General features: G+C 70.2%; 17 protein-coding genes. 9 read left to right on the top strand and 8 right to left on the bottom strand.

What is annotated here, in order from left to right; genetic code table 11:
- Positions 1-4: 4 nt before the first annotated feature.
- The 3 genes from ACWEN0_RS09885 to ACWEN0_RS09875 are packed head-to-tail and all read left to right on the top strand — an operon-like array spanning position 5 to position 2,340.
- On the top strand, positions 5-763 hold the full coding sequence (locus ACWEN0_RS09885; protein WP_451971043.1) for a YcnI family copper-binding membrane protein: 759 nt from the start codon (positions 5-7) through the stop codon (positions 761-763).
- The gene (locus ACWEN0_RS09880) at positions 764-1,312 is read left to right on the top strand and encodes a copper resistance CopC family protein (RefSeq protein WP_451971040.1); all 549 of its coding nucleotides are present in this window, start codon (positions 764-766) and stop codon (positions 1,310-1,312) included.
- A complete protein-coding gene (locus ACWEN0_RS09875; protein WP_451971037.1) occupies positions 1,312-2,340 on the top strand; it encodes a copper resistance D family protein in 1,029 nt (342 codons plus the stop codon). The genes ACWEN0_RS09880 and ACWEN0_RS09875 overlap by 1 nt, the downstream gene beginning before the upstream one ends.
- A gap of 211 nt (positions 2,341-2,551) precedes the next feature.
- Here ACWEN0_RS09875 and ACWEN0_RS09870 read toward each other — a convergent pair whose 3' ends face one another.
- Positions 2,552-3,439: a phosphotransferase family protein gene (locus tag ACWEN0_RS09870; RefSeq protein WP_451971035.1), complete on the bottom strand. Its 888-nt coding sequence runs from the start codon at positions 3,437-3,439 to the stop codon at positions 2,552-2,554.
- Positions 3,440-3,461: 22 nt separating this feature from the next.
- Positions 3,462-4,847: a tetratricopeptide repeat protein gene (locus ACWEN0_RS09865; RefSeq protein WP_451971032.1), complete on the bottom strand. Its 1,386-nt coding sequence runs from the start codon at positions 4,845-4,847 to the stop codon at positions 3,462-3,464.
- A 316-nt stretch (positions 4,848-5,163) separates the two neighbouring features.
- On the opposite strand from ACWEN0_RS09865, the gene ACWEN0_RS09860 reads away from it, so the two are divergent.
- Positions 5,164-5,499: a hypothetical protein gene (locus ACWEN0_RS09860; RefSeq protein ID WP_286000676.1), complete on the top strand. Its 336-nt coding sequence runs from the start codon at positions 5,164-5,166 to the stop codon at positions 5,497-5,499.
- Between the two features lie 12 nt (positions 5,500-5,511).
- Entirely contained in the window at positions 5,512-5,934 is a 423-nt protein-coding gene (locus tag ACWEN0_RS09855) for a hypothetical protein (RefSeq protein WP_451971030.1), read from the top strand.
- 409 nt (positions 5,935-6,343) lie between these two features.
- Here the strand turns inward: ACWEN0_RS09855 and ACWEN0_RS09850 are convergent, their stop codons facing one another.
- Positions 6,344-7,603, bottom strand: coding sequence for an MFS transporter (locus ACWEN0_RS09850; RefSeq protein ID WP_451971027.1), 1,260 nt, complete (start codon positions 7,601-7,603; stop codon positions 6,344-6,346).
- Complete coding sequence (locus ACWEN0_RS09845; RefSeq protein ID WP_451971024.1) at positions 7,596-8,912, bottom strand: GH1 family beta-glucosidase; 1,317 nt, start codon at positions 8,910-8,912, stop codon at positions 7,596-7,598. Before ACWEN0_RS09845 ends, ACWEN0_RS09850 begins: the two co-directional genes overlap by 8 nt.
- 128 nt (positions 8,913-9,040) lie before the next feature.
- Between ACWEN0_RS09845 and ACWEN0_RS09840 the strand changes: the two genes are divergently transcribed.
- Positions 9,041-9,688 (top strand): TetR family transcriptional regulator, encoded by a 648-nt coding sequence (locus ACWEN0_RS09840; RefSeq protein ID WP_451971021.1) that lies wholly within the window; start codon positions 9,041-9,043, stop codon positions 9,686-9,688.
- A 495-nt stretch (positions 9,689-10,183) separates the two neighbouring features.
- Here ACWEN0_RS09840 and ACWEN0_RS09835 read toward each other — a convergent pair whose 3' ends face one another.
- Positions 10,184-11,368 carry an amino acid deaminase/aldolase gene (locus ACWEN0_RS09835; RefSeq protein WP_451971019.1) on the bottom strand — a complete coding sequence of 395 codons (1,185 nt, stop codon included), beginning with the start codon at positions 11,366-11,368 and terminating at the stop codon, positions 10,184-10,186.
- Between the two features lie 85 nt (positions 11,369-11,453).
- Here ACWEN0_RS09835 and ACWEN0_RS09830 point away from each other — a divergent pair, with 85 nt between their 5' ends.
- The gene (locus ACWEN0_RS09830; RefSeq protein WP_451971016.1) at positions 11,454-12,752 is read left to right on the top strand and encodes a D-arabinono-1,4-lactone oxidase; all 1,299 of its coding nucleotides are present in this window, start codon (positions 11,454-11,456) and stop codon (positions 12,750-12,752) included.
- Here ACWEN0_RS09830 and ACWEN0_RS09825 read toward each other — a convergent pair.
- The 3 genes from ACWEN0_RS09825 to ACWEN0_RS09815 are packed head-to-tail and all read right to left on the bottom strand — an operon-like array spanning position 12,745 to position 15,006.
- Complete coding sequence (locus ACWEN0_RS09825; RefSeq protein WP_451971013.1) at positions 12,745-13,698, bottom strand: ribose-phosphate diphosphokinase; 954 nt, start codon at positions 13,696-13,698, stop codon at positions 12,745-12,747. The two genes, ACWEN0_RS09830 and ACWEN0_RS09825, sit on opposite strands and share 8 nt — an antisense overlap.
- Positions 13,695-14,345 carry an NAD(P)H-binding protein gene (locus ACWEN0_RS09820; RefSeq protein WP_451971010.1) on the bottom strand — a complete coding sequence of 217 codons (651 nt, stop codon included), beginning with the start codon at positions 14,343-14,345 and terminating at the stop codon, positions 13,695-13,697. Before ACWEN0_RS09820 ends, ACWEN0_RS09825 begins: the two co-directional genes overlap by 4 nt.
- A gap of 10 nt (positions 14,346-14,355) precedes the next feature.
- Positions 14,356-15,006 carry a hypothetical protein gene (locus ACWEN0_RS09815; protein ID WP_451971007.1) on the bottom strand — a complete coding sequence of 217 codons (651 nt, stop codon included), beginning with the start codon at positions 15,004-15,006 and terminating at the stop codon, positions 14,356-14,358.
- A 422-nt stretch (positions 15,007-15,428) separates the two neighbouring features.
- On the opposite strand from ACWEN0_RS09815, the gene ACWEN0_RS09810 reads away from it, so the two are divergent.
- On the top strand, positions 15,429-16,499 hold the full coding sequence (locus tag ACWEN0_RS09810; protein ID WP_451971004.1) for an HpcH/HpaI aldolase/citrate lyase family protein: 1,071 nt from the start codon (positions 15,429-15,431) through the stop codon (positions 16,497-16,499).
- Positions 16,496-17,353 (top strand): HpcH/HpaI aldolase/citrate lyase family protein, encoded by an 858-nt coding sequence (locus ACWEN0_RS09805; RefSeq protein ID WP_451971001.1) that lies wholly within the window; start codon positions 16,496-16,498, stop codon positions 17,351-17,353. Before ACWEN0_RS09810 ends, ACWEN0_RS09805 begins: the two co-directional genes overlap by 4 nt.

Raw genomic sequence — 17,353 nt, 5'->3', positions numbered from 1 at the left:
ACCCATGTCCCAGCACGTCTTCAAGCGCGCCGGTTTCCTCGCCGCCACCGTCGGTGCCGCCGGTCTCCTCGGCGCCGGCGTCGCCTCCGCGCACGTCACCGCCAACGTCTACGGCGCCCAGCCGACCAAGGGCGGCTACGCGGCGATCGTGTTCCGCGTCCCGAGCGAGGAACCGAACACCACCACCAAGAAGGTCGCCGTCGACTTCAAGCCCGACTACGGCATCGGCAGCGTGCGGACCAAGCCGGTGCCCGGCTGGACCGCCGAGGTGACGACGTCGAAGCTGCCCGCCCCGATCACCAAGGACAACGGCACGCAGATCACCGAGGCCGTCACCGCGGTGACGTGGACCGCGCAGCCCGGCAACGAGCTCAAGGCCACGGACTACCAGGAGTTCTCGGTCAGCTTCGGCCCGCTGCCCACCAACGTGGACGAGGTGGAGTTCCCGGCGCACCAGACCTACAGCGACGGCAAGGTCGTCGACTGGACCCAGCCGACCCCGCCCGGCGGCGAGGAGCCGGAGCACCCGGCGCCGACCGTCAAGCTGGCGGCGAAGTCCGCGGGCGACGACGACCACGGCAGTATGGCGGGGACGGCGTCGACCACCGGTGAGCACACCGAAGCCGCCGCGGCCGCGTCCGACAGCACGGCTCGCTGGCTCGGCGGGGCCGGCCTGCTCGTCGGCGCCATCGGCGTCGGCGTCGGAGCCGGCGCGACGATCCGGGCCCGCAAGGCCACGGCGAAGTCGGGAGGCAACAGCTAGATGCGGAAGGCGCTCGTCGCGCTGGCGTTGACGGTGGTGGCCGTGCTCGGCACGGCCACCCCGGCGCTGGCGCACAACGTGCTGATCTCCTCGGACCCGGCGAACGGCTCGTCCATCGCCGCCGGCCCGCAGAAGGTCAGCCTGACGTTCGACCAGTACGTGCAGGGCGCGGACGTCAACCAGATCGCGGTGACCGGGCCGAGCGGCGGCCAGTGGGCCGAGGGCCCGATCAGCGTGGTGAACAACGTCATCAGCGCACCCCTGCGGCCGCTCGGGCCGGCCGGGAAGTACACCGTCGGCTACCGCGTGCTGTCCGCCGACGGCCACCCGGTGACCGGGGAGCTGACCTTCACCCTCACCGCCGCGGGCACCGGCACGCCGGCGACCGTCGACGCGGCGAAGTCGCCGGGCAGCGCCTCGCAGGCCGCACCGCAGTCGTCGTCGACCGGGGTGCCGATCTGGGTCTGGATCGCCGGGGCGGTGGTGCTGCTGGCCATCGGCCTGACCGTCGCCCTGCGGTCCGGCCGGTCGGTGGAAGAGAAGAACTGATGACCCAGGCCGAGGCCACCGCGAAGCCCCGCTATTCGACGCTCCTGTGCGTCGTGACGGCGGGACTGCTCGGCGCCCTCATCGGCGTCGCGCTCATGTCCACCACCCCGGTCCCCGGGGTCGTGGAACCCGGCGCGGTGGTCTCGGCCGGCATCCCGGTCGTGCGGGTCCTGCTCGACCTCGCCGCGGTCACGACGATCGGGCTCGCCCTGCTGTCGGTCCTCGTCGGCTACGACCGGCCGAAGCTCACCGAACCGGTCATGCGGCTGGCCCGCCCGGCCGGCGTCGCGGCCGCGCTCGTCTGGGCCACGGCCGCGGTGGTCGCGCTGATCCTGCAGACGGCCGAGTACAAGCCGGGCTCGTCGACGCTCACGGCCGGCGACATCGGCGGCTACATCGCGAACGTCGGCGCGGGCAAGGCGCTCGTCATCGTCGCGGCGCTCGCCCTCGTCCACGCCGGGATCGGCGCGCTGGCGCTGCGCTACGGCGAGAAGGTGCCCGCCGAGGTCCGGGTCGGGCTCGGCCTGTTCGCGCTGCTGCCGCTGCCGGTCACCGGGCACGCGTCGAACTGGAGCTACCACGACTACACGATGATCTCGATGGAGCTGCACGTGATGAGCGCCGTCGCCTGGACCGGCGGCCTCGGCGCGATGACCGTGCTCCTCGTCGCGAACCGGACGCTGCTGGCGCACGCGCTCCCCCGGTTCTCGAAGCTCGCGACGCTCTGCCTGCTCCTCTCCGCGGCGACCGGCCTGTTCAACGGCCTCATCGAGATCTCGCTCAACCCGACCATCGGGTTCTGGGCGGCGATCTTCACGACGCCGTACGGGCGGCTCTTCATCCTGAAGTTCCTCTGCACGGGTGTCATCGCGCTGCTCGGCGCGTACACCCGCTTCCGGCTGATGCCGCAGATCGTCCGGCACAACCGCACGGCGCTCGCCGCGTGGGCCACGCTCGAGCTGACGGTCATGGGATTGGCGTTCGGGTTCGCCGTCGTGCTGACGCGGGCGCCCGTCGTCGCCTCTTGAAAGCCCTTCCCCGCAGGTAGATCCGGTGTCAGGTGACGCCGTGTAGCTGCAACTTGCGCATTGGACCGAGGGATAGACCATTGGGGGCGACCCGTCGGACCGAACTCTCTACGCAGAGAAGAGCCCACTTCGGAAGCGACGAACGGTCATTTGCAGTCGGCGAATGCACGTGCAGATTGTGGTCCCGGTCACATCATGTGACAGTCGAAGGTCAGCGGTAACGCGTCCAGCGTGCGTCCGTCCGGCCGCTGCGAAGATCGTCCAGCCGGCGGAACAGCTCCGGCCGCACCTGCGGCCGGCTGCGCAGGATCGGCAACACGCTGGTCGTCAGCTTCAGCTCCCGGATCGCCCGGAGCACGGCGAACCCGGGCCACGACGTCACGTCGAAGCCGTACGCCGCGGCGAACGTGCGGTAGCGCACCGGCGGGTCACCGAACCGCTCGCGGCCGACGGCCAGCGGCGTCAGGTCCCACTCCGGCGGGCCGACGCACGACGAATCGAAGTCGCAGAGCACCGGCCCGTCCGGGCCCGGGATGACGTTGCCGGGGTACGCGTCGCCGTGCACCAGGCCCCTGGGCAGCGGGAACTCCAGCCCGGACAGCGCGTCTTCGAGCTCGGCGCAGCGGTCGAGCAGGAACACGCGGTCGGCGTGGCTGAGCTCTTCGGCGTCGGACACCCGGGCCCGCACGGCGGCGAACGGCGCCCATTCGGCCAGGCCGTCGGGCGCGGGGAGGGCGTGCACCTGGCGCAGCAGCCGGGCCAGGTCCGCGGAGGTCGCCGGACGGCCGATGCTCGGCACCTGGTGCCACACGGTCACGAGGTGCCCGCCGACCGGCATCGGCTGCTCGACGGTGTCGAGCAGGCGGATCGCGGGGACGCCGTGCCGCTCGAAGTGCCGGGCCACCAGGACCACGGTGTCGACGCGGTGCCGGAGCTGGGTCGAGCCGACGATCCGGATCACGAACGGCGCCGTGACCAGCGCGTACACGGCGTTGTTCGTGAACCGGAGCAGCCGGGCACCGGCCGGGTCGACGCCCAGCCGGGCACAGGTTTCCGCCAGCACGCCACGCAGCTTCGCGGGGGTGAACCGGCCGTCCAAGACGGTGCCGGCCCCTTCGGCCTTAAGCGGCGTAGAAAGCGTTGAGGCGATCGGCGAGGTCACGGGCGTCGGCGTTGTTGCGGCGGCGCTCGGCTTCGTCCTGCAGCGGGCGCATGCGGTCCTTGACCCGCTCGGACTTGATGCCTTCGGCGCAGTCGATGGCCTTGCCGCCGACCTTGGCGCCGTGGTCGAGGTCGCCCTCGATCAGGTGGTTGGTGGCCAGGGCGCTGAGCATGAACGTCTTGGACCGAGCCATCTCGTCGTCGTAGGACTCGACGGCCCTGGTCAGCGCCGGGATCGCGTACTTCGTGTGCTCGGTGTTCTTCTGCGCCAGCACCGTGTGGACGGTGCCGACCATGGCGTAGACGTCGGTCTCGGTGAAGAACTTCACCCAGGACTCGGCTTCGGCCAGGTTGGCGCGCTCGAACTCGTCCTTGCTCCGCCCGAGCAGCTTCACGGCCTGCTCTTCGTTGCCCATCATCGCGTAGGCCCACGCCTCGTTCGCGCACAGCACGGAGACCGCCAGCTCGGAACCGGATTCCTGGGCCGCGATCTGGCCCAGCTGGAACAGCTTCAGCGCGTCGTTCGGGGCGTCCTGGTGCAGGTAGACGCGCCCCATGCGGTAGAGCACGTTGGCCACCAGCGGGTGGTTTTCGCCCTGCTTGGCCAGGTCCAGCGCGTTCGCGAAGTGGCCGCGCGCGGAGTCCATCAGCCCGGTGTCGAACGACGTCCAGCCGGCCAGCGAGTGGAGGTCGGCGAGCGCCACGTACAGCCGGTTCTTGACGATGTCGGTGCCGTTGGCCTCGAGCATCTGCTGCCCCCAGGACAGCTGCGCCACGACGGCGTCGCGGCAGAACCCGCCGCCGTACTGGTAGTCCAGGGCCCGGAGGGCCCGCGTCGCGGCCTCCACCTGGCGCACGTCGGTCATGCCGATGCGCCCGGGCGCCGGCGTCCTGGCCGGTCCCGCCGACCACGTGCCCGATTCCGGACCGAACACCGCCGCACCCATCGTGACCTGGGCGGCGTGCGCGAGGAACCTCCGTCGCTTCACGGACTCGTCCTCCTCAGCCTGCTGGCCGTCGGCGGAGCCGACGACCCGTATCGCCGTGGCCTCGTCGTAGGCGAGACCCATGTACCCACGGGGGACGCCCAGGCCGTCGGCGATCCTCGTGAGCACGTCGTAGGCCATGACCTGGCGGCCCTTGAGGATCTCCGACACCTCGGACTGGGACTGGCCGGTCATCGCGGCGATCTGGCGCTGAGAGACACCGTGCTTGCGCAAGAGGCGGTAGACGGCGCTGATCTCGCGAGTGGCGAGAGCTGCTCTCATCTCCGGCTGCTCCCACGCGTCGGCGGGAACCGCGTGGCTCTGCCGGGCTTCGGCACTGCCACCGTTGTTGGCGTCCATCGCGCCCCCTCCACTGTCCGGTCGGGCGTCTGTGAAACAGCGTAAGCAAACCGGCGAAGCCGTGTGAACAGCCGAACTGGTGCCCTGATCGGTCCGGGCGAAGTCCACTGACCGCTTACCGTGGAACCCGGTCCGGTCACCGCTATGACGCCATTTCGACCTTCTATCGCACCCGGTTTCACCTCACTGTAGTTGTCAGATCTCCGTCACCGCCCGGACACCGGCAGCGATCACGGAGAGCTACGAAAACCGCAGGGATGTTGCAGAAGGCATCTTCGGAGCCCGCTCCGAAGAGGACGACAGAGCGGAGAAGGGCGTGGAGTTCGTGGACTCGTTCGCAGGGGGACATGCCGGCACGGCGACCCGCGCCGTGCGGCCGGTGGTCTCTCCCATCTCCGCCGTCCGCCCGGTGACCCCCGCCGCCGCGGTGGACCCCCGCACCGCGAGCGTCCGGCACTACGAGGGCGGCCAGCTGGTGTGGCGCGTGCAGTGCGGCGACCTCATCAGCCGGGAACGCGCGGTGACGGTGTTCGTCGAAGACAACCAGGTGGTACTGGTCTCGCCCCCCGGCGAGACCGCGCGGTTGACGTCCGGCCAGCTCGGACAGCTGCGCGCCGCGCTCAACGAAGCCGCCAAGATGGCGGAAAGGTAACGGTGAGCTGACATGGATCAGGTACTCGGGCAGGTCCTCCGCAATGCGGTCTGGGAGCGCCTCGACATGCTGACCGACCTGGCGAACCGCGCCGACGCCCAGTCGCTCGTCTCGGTCGCGCGCTCCGAACTGCCCCGCTTGACGGAGGCGTGGCGCGCGATGCTGAAGATGCACGAGCCCGACGAGCGCGGTGACTGCCCGACCTGTTCGACCCGGTGGCACCGCTGCAAGGCGCCGTGCTCGGTCTGGCAGGTCGCGCACGAGCACCTGGTCGCCGGCGGGCTGGCGCCGCAGCAGACCTCGGCGGACAACCGCCTGCAGGGCCGGCGCAAGAGCCCGGTCCCCACGCAGGGCCGTCCGGTCCCGGGTCCCACCGCGGCGGAGACCACTGGGCGCCACGCACTGGTGAACCCGCGCCGAGCGGTCACGGCCTGACGGACCGGGCCGTCGCCTCCTCCCGCGGTGGCGACCCACCCCCGTCCTGACCGAACCACCAGGGTTCGCGCCGGTCCCACCGGCGCCGCCCACCCAGACCGGCGAGCGCGGCCGACCGATCGCCCCATCGGACCCGCGCCTGCTCTCGCCCGGCCGAGGACTGTTTCGCCCGCACCCCCGAGCAGCGCGAACCGGTCCTCGGCCACACCACCCGGTCCCCACCGCGATTAATCGAAAAAAATACGCGTCAGGCCTAGCCCAGGCGGTAATCCCCCGCTAGATTGATCATCGAACGGGACGTGGACCACTGGTTCACCCCGCCTTGATCCGCCCCTGCGGCCCCTGAATTCCGCGGGCCGGTGCCGTTGCACTCCCCTCCCCCGACCGGCACCGGCCCGCGGTTCCACGTCTAGCGAACCGCCTTCACCCGGAGCACCAGGACCGCGGCCAAGAGGGTCGCGACGGCCGAGGCGGCGAAGAGTCCCGGATAGCCACCCAGGTAGGCGAGCACCAGCGGCGTCAGCAGCGGCGCGACCACCTGCGGCAGCGAGTTCGCGATGTTGATGACGCCCAGGTCCTTCGCGCGGTCCTGCGCCGTCGGCAGCACCTGCGTCAGCATCGCGAGCGCAACGGCCATGTACGCACCGAAGCCGACGCCCAGCAGCGGCGACGCCGCGAGCGCGACCGGCCAGCTCTGCCAGACGACCAGCAGCAAAGCGGCCAACGCCATCACGCCGGAGGCCGCAAGGACGTACGGCTTACGCCGTCCGGACTTGTCCGAGAAGTGGCCGGCGAGCACCGCGCCGATCACGAGCGCGACGCCGTACAGCCCCATCATGATCAGCAGGCCCGTGTCCGGGTCCTCGTAGTGCACCGCGTCCTTCAGGAAGAACAACAGGTAGAGCGTCCCGAACGCGTTGCCGAGGTTGATCATGAAGTGGCACGACCACGCCCACGCGAAGTCCGGGTGCCGCCGCGGCGAGACCCACAGGTTGCGCAGCACCTCGCCGGCCTGGGACGACGGGCGGAACTCGACCGGCAGCCGCGCGTCCGGCGTCCGCAGCACGAAGAACGCGGCCCCGGCCACGACGATCACCGCGCAGACCGCGTACGCCAGCGGGATCCCGGCGATGCCGAGCATCACGACCACGACGACCGCGCCCAGCACGGTGCCGAGCATCTGCGCGATGCCGACGAGCCCGCCGACCTGCGCGCGCTGCCCGACCGGGACGCGGTCGGCGATCGCGGACATCAGCGTGGCGAGCATGCCGTTGAGCCCCGCCTGGACCAGGCACCAGCCGACGATCAGCAGCGCCACGTTCGGCGCGAACGCCAGCACCAGCAGCCCGACGGTCGCGACGGCGGCGCCGATCACCGTCCACGGGTGGCGGCGGCCGAAGCGTGAGCACGTCCGGTCGGACAGCAGCCCGACCGCCGGGTTGACGATCAGCGCGACGATCGCGCCGACGCCCATCACCAGTCCGAGCACGAACTCCTTGTTCGCCTGGTCGAGCAGCTCCGCCTGCTGGGGCAGCAGCACCTGGATCGGCGCGTAGATCCCCAGCCAGAGCGCGATGTTCGCGAAGAACAGCAGGCTCATCCAGCCGGGCCGCACCCGCACGACGGGCTCGGCGAGCGCTTCCGGGACCGTCCGGGTCGTTTCACTCATCGCGCACCAGCTTCCGATACCAGTGGAACGAGTCCTTCGGCGTGCGCCGCAGGGTTTCGTAGTCGACGTGCACCAGGCCGAAGCGCGGCGCGTAGCCCTTGGACCACTCGAAATTGTCCATCAGGGACCAGCAGAAGTACCCCCGGACGTCGACACCCGCGTCCATCGCCTCGCGCAGGGCGGTCAGGTGGCTGTGCAGGAACTCGATGCGCTCGGGGTCGTGCACGCCGCCGTCCTCGGCGACGACGTCGGCGAAGCTGCAGCCGTTCTCGGTGATCTGGATGGGCGGCAGCTTGTCCCGGTAGCGGCGGTGGAAGCCGAGCAGCAGCTCGCGCAGCGCGTGCGGGACGATCGGCGAGTCGTTGGTCGTCATCGGGTAGCCCTCGATCGGGCGAAGGTCGAAGGGCAGCGGGTTGCCCGGGCTGGGCTTCGCGACCCCCTGCGGCTCGTAGTAGTTGATGCCGTAGAAGTCGAGCGGCTGCGCGATGGCCGGCAGGTCGTCCGCGAACCCGGCGGGCAGGTGCTCGTGGAGCTGCTCGGGGTAGGTGGCGAGCAGCACGGGGTCGGCGAAGAGCCGGTTGAGGAGCGCGTCGAGCCACTCGGCGGCATCATGGTCGCTCTCGTCGGCGGGCCAGATCGGCGAGTGGTTGTTGGCCGTGCCGATGTTCGTCGCACCGGCCGCGCGGAGCGCCTGGACGGCGAGGCCGTGCGCGAGGTTCTGGTGGTGCGCGGTCGGAATGGCGTCGAGCAGGAGCGTCTTGCCGGGCGCGTACTCGCCGATCGCGTAGCCGAAGATCGACATCACCATGGGCTCGTTGAGCGGAATCCACAGTTTCACCCGATCGGCGAAGCGTTCGCCGAGAATGTGGGCGTATTCCGCGAAGCGCTCAGCGGTCGCGCGGGTGAGCCAGCCGCCCTCGTCTTCGATCGCCTGGGGCGTGTCCCAGTGGTAGAGCGTGACCGCGGGCGCGATACCGGCCTCGCAGACGGCGTCGATGAGCTTGTCGTAGAAGCCGAGCCCCTCGGGGTTGGGCGCGCCCTTGCCGTCGGGCTGGATGCGCGGCCAGGCAACGGACATCCGGTAGGCCCCGACGCCGAGCTCCGCCATCAAGGCGATGTCCTCGGGGTAGCGGTGGTAGTGGTCGGCCGCTACTTTTGCTTCTTCACCGCGGGCGATCTTGCCCTCGGTCGCGGTGAACGTGTCCCAGATGGACGGTCCGCGCCCACCTTCGCTGGTAGCGCCCTCGATCTGGAACGCCGAGGTCGAAACACCCCAGAGGAAGCCGGGCGGGAAGATCGGGTTCTGCACCGCTGAAGACCCTTCGTCAGGCCACCCGTTCGGGTGAACATGAAAAGTTCTCATATACTAGGTCTTCACTCGTCCGTGGGGAAGCCCGTCGGCACGATAAAGTCCCAGATCAGACGAGGAGGAGTGCCGTGTCCGACATCCAGGCCGCGAAGGTGCCGGCAGAAGCCACCCCCTTGCGCCGTCAGCCGGTCCAGCAGCGAAGCGCCAAGCGGGTCGAGCAGATGCTCGACGCCAGCGCGGCGCTGATCGACGAGCTCGGTTACGACGCACTCACGACGACCCTGATCGCCAAGCGCGCAGGAGTGGCCGTCGGTTCGCTGTACCAGTTTTTCCCGGACAAGCGAGCCGTCGTGCAAGCGCTTACCGCACGCAACCTGGAGCGTTTCGTAGGCGCGGTGAACGAGCGCCTGCAGCAGCTGGGCCCGGAGCACTGGTGGGACGTCGTCGACTCGATCCTCGACATCTACCTGGAGATGCACCGCTCGGTGCCGGGCTTCTCGAAGGTCCACTTCGGCGACATCATCGACCGCCAGCTGCTGGACGAGACCCGCGACAACAACGCGGTGATCGTGGACTCCCTGACGGAGCTCCTGACGGCCCAGGTCGACCGCCCGGTGGAGGACCTCCGGTTCGCGATCACGATCGCCAACGAGGTCGCCGACGCGCTGTTGAAGCTGGCGTTCCGAAGGGAGCCCAGTGGGGACGAGAAGATCGTCGCCGAGGCCAAGTACGTCGTGAAGGGGTATCTGGCGGCTCGGTTCGGGGAGCGGTCCTAGCTGTCCACAGAAGTTGTCCACAGCCATGCACAGCTGTGGACAACCCGGTGTTCGGGGCCGGGTCCGTCGGGGTGCGCCGATAGACTGGTTGTGGGGGTTCCCCCGGGGAGGGTGGGCTGCGTCCGCGGCCCGGCCACCGGCTGGCAGGAGAGTTTGTTCACCCGTCCGGGCCTGGGACACCACGATGCTCCCCGCGGTGGAAGTGCGCACCGGCGACCGCGACTTGCTCCCCGGCCGCCATCTTGCTCGGGCCCGCGCGATCGGTCCTTCGAGTGCTGATGCGTTGGCCACCATCTCAAAGAGAGATGCCTTGCCCCAGCGGTCGGCGAATGCGGTTTTCGAGGTGGCGCGGGTGTTCGGGTTCTCCGGACGTCGAGCCGGTGCCCGTCGACTGGGCGGCAGTAGAACGTCAGCTGGGCGCCCGGCTCCCGGGCGACCACAAGGCTTCCTGCTCGCCTCGTTCCGCGGGGAGCTGGCGAAGATCAGCTTCATCCGCTAGCCGAAGTTCTGGTGCTCGCCCCGGTACGTGGGAACCGTTCGCTCCACCTGGTCGCCGTTGAGCAGGTGGTAGTGCGTGAACCGCTCCGCCAGCTCGCCCGCCTTGGCGTGGCGCAGCCACACTCGGTCGCCGAGTTGCAGGGTGCGGGCTGCGCGGCCCGTCACCGGGGTCTGGACCTCGCCCGCTCCTTCGAAGCCCAGGAGCTTCAGGCCTGTCGGCAAGTACGGCTGCGGGACTCGCGAAGCGCCCGCCGGGCCCGAAGCGATGTAGCCGCCCGAAAACAGCGTGGCGATCTTGCGCGTGGGGCGGCGGACCACCGGCAAGGCGAACAGGGCCGCCGGGCGGGGCTTGAACTTCGTGTAGCCGTCGAACAGCGTGGGGCCGATCAGGCCCGAGCCCGCCGCTATCTCCGTGACCACCGTGTCCGCGCCCGTCGACTCGACGCTGCCCGTGCCGCCGCCGTTGACGAACTCCAGCGGGGTCACCGCCTGGACCGCGCGGACCGCTTCGCCTCGGCGGCGGTTCAGCTCCGCCGCCGAACGGCGTTGCATCCAGCCGATCACCGCGCGGTTCAGGCGCGCGCCGGCCGCGTCGCCGAGGCCGGCGATCTGGCCCTCGTACGCCATGACGCCCACCAGGCGGAAACCCGGGCGCGCGACGACCTGCTGGGCGAACGTCGACGCCTGCTTCGGCGTGAAAATCGGGGAACGCCGCGTGCCGACGTGGATTCCGGGCAGCGGGCGCCACGACGCGTCCAGCTCCAGGCACACCCGGATCTCCGGGTGGCCGTGGCCGAGCGCGGCGTCGACCAGGTCCAGGTGCGCGGGCGAGTCGACCATGATCGTGATCGCCGCGCGGGCCCGCTCGGACTCGGCCAGGCGGCGCAGCGCCTCGTGGTCGGCCGTCGGGTAGGCGACGACGATGTCGTCGGTCGTGCCCTGCTCGACGTGCCAGACCGCCTCCGCCAGCGAGTAGCACATCAGGCCTTCGAAGCCCGGCATCGCGAGCACGCGCTCCAGCAACGCCCGGCAGCGGACCGACTTCGAGACGACGCGGATCGGCTTGCCCGCCGCGCGGCGGCGGAGGTCGTCCGCGTTCGCGTCGAAGGCCGCCAAGTCGACCACGGCCAAGGGTGGATCGAGGTCCTTGGTCGCCAAGTCGTACACCGTCGCACTGGTCACGAGGTCTAAAGTACGACACGAAGGCTTGAAACGCGAATACTGTTCACATACTGTTTCGGGCACTCGACCGATGGAGGGTGCGCGCATGACCCGGTGGACCAACTGGGCGGGCACGGCGTCCGCGTCGCCGCAGCACGTCCACCAGCCGCGCAGCGCGGCCGAAATCGCGGCGGCCGTCGAAGCCGTCGCCGCGGCCGGCCGGACCGTGCGGCCCTGGGGCAGCGGACACTCCTTCACCGCGATCGCCGTCGCCGACTCCGACGCGCTCGACCTGCGCCACTGGACCGGCATCGAAAAGGCCGACCTCGAGACGGGCCTCGTGACCGTCCGCTCGGGCACCACGATCAAGCGGCTCAACGCCGAGCTCGACGCGCTCGGGCTGGCCATGACCAACCTCGGCGACATCGACGCACAGACCATCGCCGGCGCGATTTCCACCGGCACGCACGGCACCGGCGCGAAGCTCGGCGGCATCGCCACGCAGATCGCCGCGCTCGAGCTCGTGCTCGCGGACGGCTCGACCGTCACCTGCTCGGCCGACGAACGCCCCGACCTCTTCGCCGCCGCCCGCGTCGGCCTCGGCGCCCTCGGCGTCATCACCACGGTGACGCTCAAGTGCGAACCGTCGTTCATCCTGCGCGCGCAGGAACGGCCGGAGCCGCTGGAGCAGGTCCTCGAGGGCTTCCACGACTTCGCCGAGAACAACGAGCACTTCGAGTTCTACTGGTTTCCCTACGGCAAGAACGCCCTGGTCAAGCGCAACAACCGCAGCGAGACGGCCGAGCCGCTGAGCAAGCTCCGCGAGTTCGTCGACTACCAGATCATGGAAAACGTCGCGTTCGGCGGCCTCTGCCGGACGGGCCGGCTGATGCCCCGGCTGGTGCGTCCGCTGAACAGCTTCGCGTCGAACATGCTGTCCGCGCGCGAGTACAGCGACACCTCCCACCGGGTCTTCGTCACCGCGCGCAATGTCCGCTTCACCGAAACGGAATACGCTGTTCCACGTGAATCAGTGCTCGACGTGCTCGCCGAACTACGGGCTGTAGTGCCGACGCTGAAGGACCCGGTGATGTTCCCGGTCGAGGTGCGCGTCGCCGCGGCCGACGACATCTGGCTTTCGACCGCGCAGGGCCGCGACTCCGCCTACATCGCCATTCACCAGTTCACCGGCATGCCGTACCGCGAGTACTTCAGCGCGTTCGAGAAGATCGCCGGCGCGGTCGGCGGCCGCCCGCACTGGGGCAAGATGCACGACCTCGACGCCGGCGTCCTCCGCTCGCGCTACCCGCACTTCGACGACTTCCTGCGCGTGCGCAAGGAAACCGACCCGGCCGGCGTCTTCACCAACACCTACCTCGACCGGGTGCTCGGCCCGCTCACCTGAACAGGGCGGACACCGATTCGCCGTTGTGGATGCGGTTGATCGCCTCGGCCATGGCGGGGGCGATCGACAGGATCTTGAGCTTTTCGGTGCGCTCTTCCTCGGGCACCGGGACCGTGTTCGTGCAGACGATCTCCAGCACTTCCGGCCGGCCGCCGATGCGTTCGATGGCCTTCGCCGCGAACAGCCCGTGCGTGCACGCGACGCGGATCGAGCGCGGCTCCAGCTCAGCCAGCCGGTCGAGCAGTTCGAGCACGGTGCTGCCCTTGGCGATCTCGTCGTCGAGCACGATCACGTCGCGGCCGGTGATCTCGCCGATCACCGACGTGATCTGGACGCGGTCGTCGGGGAAGCGCTCCTTCGCGCCCGCCGCGACCTGCACGCCGAGGAGCCGCGCGAAGTGCGACGCCTCCTTCGCGTTGCCCAGGTCGGGCGAGACGACCGTGGTGCGCGAGAGGTCGTACTGCCGGAAGTGCTGGGCCAGCTCCTGCAGGGCGTGCAGGTGGTCGACCGGGACGCTGAAGAAGCCGTGCACCTGCGGCGAGTGCAGCGTCATCGCGAGCACGCGGTTCGCGCCCGCCGTGGTCAGCAGGTCGGCGACCAGACGGCCGCCGATGGAGATCCGCGGCTTGTCCTTCTTGTCCGAGCGCGCGTAGGAGTAGTGCGGCATCACGGCGGTGATGCGGGACGCCGAGGCGCCGCGCGCCGCGTCGAGCATCAGCAGCAGCTCGACGAGGTGCTCCTGCACCGGCTTGACCAGCGGCTGGATGATGAAGACGTCCCGCTCGCGGCAGTTCGCCTGCAACTGCACCTCGAGGCAGTCGTTCGCGAACCGCTGGATCTCGACCGGCTGCAGCGGCACGCCCAGCTGGGTGCAGATCTCCTCGGCCAGTTCGGGGTGCGCGGAACCGCTGAAGACGGCGATCTCTCTCGACGCCTGGCTGATCACAGCGCTGCGATCGCTTCGCCGATCGCGACGTCACCGGAGATCAGCTCAAGGGTGCGGCGCACGGAAGCGGGGGCGTCGAGCAGGGCGGCGAGCACGGCCGCGACGTCGTCGCGCGGGACCGGGCCGCGGCCGGTCTTGTCGGCGAGCAGCACCAGGCCGGTGCCGGGATCGTTGGTCAGCTGGCCCGGCCGGAGGATCGTCCAGTCCAGGTCGCGGGCCTTGAGGTCGTCCTCCGCCGCGCGCTTGGCCCGCACGTAGTAGCGGAACTCTTCGCTGACGTCGGGGTTGTCCGGGTTGTCGGCCCCCATCGAGCCGACCTGGAGGTGCCGCCGGACGCCGGCCCGCTCGGCCGCTTCGGCGAACAACGCCGCGGCACCACGGTCCACAGTGTCCTTGCGCGCGGTGCCGCTGCCCGGCCCGGCGCCCGCGGAGAACACCGCGGCGTCGGCCCCCTTCAGCACTTCGGCGACGGCGTCCACATCGGAGTTCTCGAGGTCCAGCACCACGCCTTGGGCGCCGGCGGCCTCGAGGTCCGCCGCGTGGGCGGGGTTCCGGATGATGCCGACCGCTTCGTCCCCGCGCGCGGCGAGCAACCGCTCCAGCCGCTGCGCGATCTGACCGTGTCCACCTGCAATGACGACTCGCATGGAGCCGACCCTAGTGCGAAGCGGGCGCCTCCGCGGTGCGCAGCAGGTGGTCGTACACCAGCTCGTTCACCAGACGGGAGACCGGGTCCTCGGCCAGCACGACGCGCTCGGTGCGGCCCTCGAGGTCGAGGTCGACGACCGCGTTCGGGTCGGCTGTGACGACCGCGAGGCCGTACGCACGGGCGCGCGGCAGGCAGTTGCCGACGTAGTCCTCGGTGAGGACGGCCGGCGACGGGAGCACCATCGCGGCCTCGCCGTAGCGGGCGAACGGAACCGCGGAGGCCATCGCGGTGCGCCAGTGGCGCGCGACGGCCAGGACGCCGACGATCTCGGCGGCCGGGGCGGGGGCGGTTCCGGCCAGCTCCGGCCAGGTCCAGGTGTCGACGGTGGCGCGGTCGGCCACCGGGCCGGCACCCATCGCGATGCGCTCGGCGTGCACTTCGGTGCGAAGCTTGGCGACCACGCAGACCTTGCGGCCGAGGATCGTGGTCTCGGGGAGCACGATGCCGTTCCAGCCCAGCTGGGCGGCGGCGGTGCGGGCGAGTTCGTCGACGCTCGCGGGGAGCTCGATCGGCGGCACCACCCGGCTCGGCATCGACCGGCTGCGCTTCGCGCCACCGGCGACCGTCGAGCGCTCGGTGTTCTGAGGTGTAGCCGCCACGAGTCCGCCTCCTTCTAACCTGCACCGCTTCGTGACCGGTGAAAACCGGCACCTCACTTGTCTAACAGCGCGACGGCGCGGAGTCGCCGGGTAGTGCGAGTGGCTGCGATCGGCGGCGCCCAGCGGTCGATGACCGGTCGGTAGGCGGTCATCCGACTTCGGTCGAACGGTGCGGCCAACCGAGTGAGAGTCAGGTGAGTGGCATTACGGTCCGCCCGCGATCGACTACCGAACGGAGGAACCGGCCAGCGCGGTCCCACTAGCCCATTCGGCGCAATGCGGGGAAAATCCACAGTGGACGCAGGCCGCTGAGCTGCGGTTGTCCAGTGTCACCCACATGGCGGTGACTTACACCGCAGCGTCCACGCGCGCCCGCGACTAAAGTTACCGATCAGTCACTTAGTCGTCGCCGTGGAGGACCGATGCGCTCCCCGAAGGACTTCTTCGCCCCGCTCGCCCTGGGCGCGCCGGCCCCCGTGCGGGAGATCCCGGTGACCCCGTCCCGGATGATCCACTTCTTCGACCCCGGCAACGAAAAGATGGCCGCGAAGGTGCCGGACATCGCGAAGAAGGTCGACGTCCTCCTCGGAAACCTCGAAGACGCCGTGCGCGCCGACCGCAAGGAAGCCGCGCGCGCCGGGCTCGTCTCCATCGCCAAGGCCACCGACTTCGGCAAGACGCAGCTGTGGACGCGCGTCAACAGCCTCGATTCGCCGTGGGTGCTCGACGACCTCGTCACGCTGGTCACCGAGATCGGCGACAAGCTCGACGTGATCATGGTGCCGAAGGTCGAAGGCGCGCAGGACATCCACTACGTCGACCGCCTGCTGGCGCAGCTCGAAGCCCGCGCCGGCCTGACGAAGCCGTTGCTGGTGCACGCGATCCTCGAGACGGCCAGCGGAGTGGCCAACGTCGAGGAGATCGCCGGCGCGAGCCCGCGCATGCAGGGCATCTCGCTCGGCCCGGCCGACCTGGCGGCGAGCCGCCGGATGAAGACGACCCGCGTCGGCGGCGGGCACCCCGGCTACCTGGTGCGCACCGATCCCGTCGGCGACGACCTCACCGAAGGCCGCACGACGTACCAGCAGGACCTGTGGCACTACACGGTCGCGCGGATGGTGGACGCCTGCGCGATGCACGGGATCCTGCCGTACTACGGGCCCTTCGGGGACATCCGCGACGTCGTCGCGTGCGAAGACCAGTTCCGCAACGCGTTCCTCCTCGGGTGCGTCGGCGCGTGGAGCCTGCACCCGGTGCAGATCGACATCGCGAAGAAGGTGTTCTCGCCTTCGCCGTCCGACGTGGCCTGGGCGCGTCGCGTCATCGCGGAAATGGGCGACGGCACCGGCGCCGTGATGATCGACGGGAAGATGCAGGACGACGCGTCGGTGAAGCAGTGCCGCGTGGTCGCCGAACTGGCCGACGCCCTCGCGGCGGACGACCCCGAACTCGCCGCGGCCTACGACGCGGCCACCAAGGAGATCCTCGGATGACGACGCCCCGACGTTCCGTCCTCTACATGCCCGGTGCGAACGAAAGAGCGCTGGAGAAGGCCAAGACGATCCCCGCCGACGCGCTGATCCTCGACCTCGAGGACGCCGTCGCGCCGGACGCCAAGGAAGCCGCGCGCGAGCGGGTGTGCGCGGCCGCGTCTTCCGGCGACTACGGCAAGCGCGAGGTGACGATCCGGGTCAACGGCCTGGACACCGAATGGCACGACGCCGACCTGCGCGCGGCCGCTTCGGCGGGCCCGGCCGCGGTGGTCGTGCCGAAGGTGAACTCGGCGGCCGAAGTGCACAACATCGAGCGTGCGCTGGAGCTGGGCGGCGCGCCCGGCCACACGAAGATCTGGGCGATGGTCGAGACGCCGGTCGCGATGCTGCACGCCGAGGAGATCGCGGCGGCGTCCGAGCGGCTGACCGTGCTGGTGATGGGCACGAACGACCTGGCCAAGGAGCTGCACGCGGAGTTCGTCCCGGGCCGCGGGCCGCTGCTGGGCGGGCTTTCCCTGTGCCTGCTGGCCGCGCGCGCGACGGGCAAGGTCATCCTCGACGGCGTCTACAACGACGTGAAGGACCTCGAAGGGTTCGAGGCGGAGTGCCGGCAGGGCCGCCAGTACGGCTTCGACGGCAAGACGCTCATCCACCCGGCGCAGGTCGAGCCGTGCAATCGGCTCTTCGCGCCCTCGGACGAGGAGATCGACCGGTCGCGGCGGATCATCGAGGCCTTCGAGGAAGCGTCGAAGGCAGGCCGTGGCGTGGTCACTGTGGACGGTCGGATGATCGAAAACCTCCACGTCGACAACGCGCGGCGCGTGCTCGCGCTGGCGGAGGCCGTCCAGGGCTGA

This window comes from Amycolatopsis sp. NPDC004378 (assembly GCF_053602455.1).
This window is presented reverse-complemented; position numbering and strand designations above follow the sequence as displayed.

Bases quoted from the DNA above. Each gene is read 5' to 3' on its own strand.
- ACWEN0_RS09850 (WP_451971027.1), bottom strand. From the start codon at position 7,603: ATGAGTGAAACGACCCGGACGGTCCCGGAAGCGCTCGCCGAGCCCGTC.
- ACWEN0_RS09805 (WP_451971001.1), top strand. From the start codon at position 16,496: ATGACGACGCCCCGACGTTCCGTCCTCTACATGCCCGGTGCGAACGAA.
- ACWEN0_RS09875 (WP_451971037.1), top strand. From the start codon at position 1,312: ATGACCCAGGCCGAGGCCACCGCGAAGCCCCGCTATTCGACGCTCCTG.
- ACWEN0_RS09830 (WP_451971016.1), top strand. From the start codon at position 11,454: ATGACCCGGTGGACCAACTGGGCGGGCACGGCGTCCGCGTCGCCGCAG.
- ACWEN0_RS09880 (WP_451971040.1), top strand. From the start codon at position 764: ATGCGGAAGGCGCTCGTCGCGCTGGCGTTGACGGTGGTGGCCGTGCTC.
- ACWEN0_RS09820 (WP_451971010.1), bottom strand. From the start codon at position 14,345: ATGCGAGTCGTCATTGCAGGTGGACACGGTCAGATCGCGCAGCGGCTG.
- ACWEN0_RS09855 (WP_451971030.1), top strand. From the start codon at position 5,512: ATGGATCAGGTACTCGGGCAGGTCCTCCGCAATGCGGTCTGGGAGCGC.
- ACWEN0_RS09810 (WP_451971004.1), top strand. From the start codon at position 15,429: ATGCGCTCCCCGAAGGACTTCTTCGCCCCGCTCGCCCTGGGCGCGCCG.
- ACWEN0_RS09885 (WP_451971043.1), top strand. From the start codon at position 5: ATGTCCCAGCACGTCTTCAAGCGCGCCGGTTTCCTCGCCGCCACCGTC.
- ACWEN0_RS09865 (WP_451971032.1), bottom strand. From the start codon at position 4,847: ATGGACGCCAACAACGGTGGCAGTGCCGAAGCCCGGCAGAGCCACGCG.